The following is a 1155-nucleotide window of genomic DNA, read 5'->3' as shown; positions in this document are numbered from 1 at the left end:
CATGCGCGAAGGCCTGTGCTGCGTGCTGTCGGTCAAGGTGCCCGAGCCCAAGTTCAGCAGCCAGACCAAGGACAAACTGGTGTCCAGCGAAGTGCGCGGCCCGGTTGAAGACATCGTGAGCCGCCTGCTGGCCGACTACCTCCAGGAACGCCCGAACGACGCCAAGATCATCTGCGGCAAGATCGTGGACGCCGCCCGCGCCCGCGAAGCCGCGCGCAAGGCGCGCGAGATGACGCGCCGCAAAGGCGTGCTCGACGGCATGGGCCTGCCCGGCAAGCTGGCCGACTGCCAGGAGAAAGACCCGGCGCTGTGCGAGATCTACATCGTGGAGGGTGACTCCGCCGGTGGCTCCGCCAAGCAGGGCCGTGACCGCAAGTTCCAGGCCATCCTGCCACTGCGCGGCAAGATTTTGAACGTGGAGAAAGCGCGCTACGAGAAGCTGCTCACCTCCAACGAAATCTTGACGCTCATCACCGCCCTGGGCACCGGCATCGGCAAGGCGGGTGGTGAAAGCGCCAACGGTGACGGCAAGGACGACTTCAACGTCGCCAAGCTGCGCTACCACCGCATCATCATCATGACCGACGCCGACGTGGACGGCGCGCACATCCGCACCCTGCTGCTGACCTTCTTCTACCGCCAGATGCCCGAGCTGGTCGAGCGCGGCCACATCTACATTGCGCAGCCACCGCTCTACAAGGTGAAGGCCGGCAAGGAAGAGCTTTACCTGAAAGACGCCGCGGCGCTCGACGGTTTCCTGCTGCGCATCGCGTTGAAAGACGCCAGCGTCTTCACAGGCGGCGCCACGCAGACCACGCTCAGCGGTGACACCCTGGGCGAACTCGCGCGCAAGCACCAGATCGCCGAAAGCGTGATCGCGCGCCTGTCCAACTTCATGGACGCCGAGGCGCTGCGCTCGATCGCCGACGGCGTGTCGCTCAACCTGGATTCCGTGGAGCAGGCCGAAGTCAGCGCCATCGCACTGCAGGAGAAGCTGCGCGAGCTCACCACCACCGGCGTGCCCGCCGAAGTGGCGGCCGAGTTCGACGTGCGCACCGACAAACCCATCCTGCGCATCAGCCGCCGCCACCACGGCAACATCAAGAGCAGCGTGCTCACGCAGGACTTCGTGCACGGCGCCGACTACGCCGCGCT

At 65.8% G+C, this 1155-nt stretch carries 1 protein-coding gene; it reads left to right on the top strand.

Annotation, left to right across the window (positions count from 1 at the left end; genetic code table 11):
* A partial coding sequence (locus tag IV113_RS24385; protein ID WP_291090761.1) for a toprim domain-containing protein occupies positions 1–1155 on the top strand: 1155 nt, incomplete at both ends.

This window comes from Hydrogenophaga sp. (genome assembly GCF_018780385.1).
Taxonomy (GTDB): domain Bacteria; phylum Pseudomonadota; class Gammaproteobacteria; order Burkholderiales; family Burkholderiaceae_C; genus Hydrogenophaga.
Note: the sequence above shows the minus strand (reverse complement) of the source record. Positions and strands in the feature narration are given on the sequence as shown.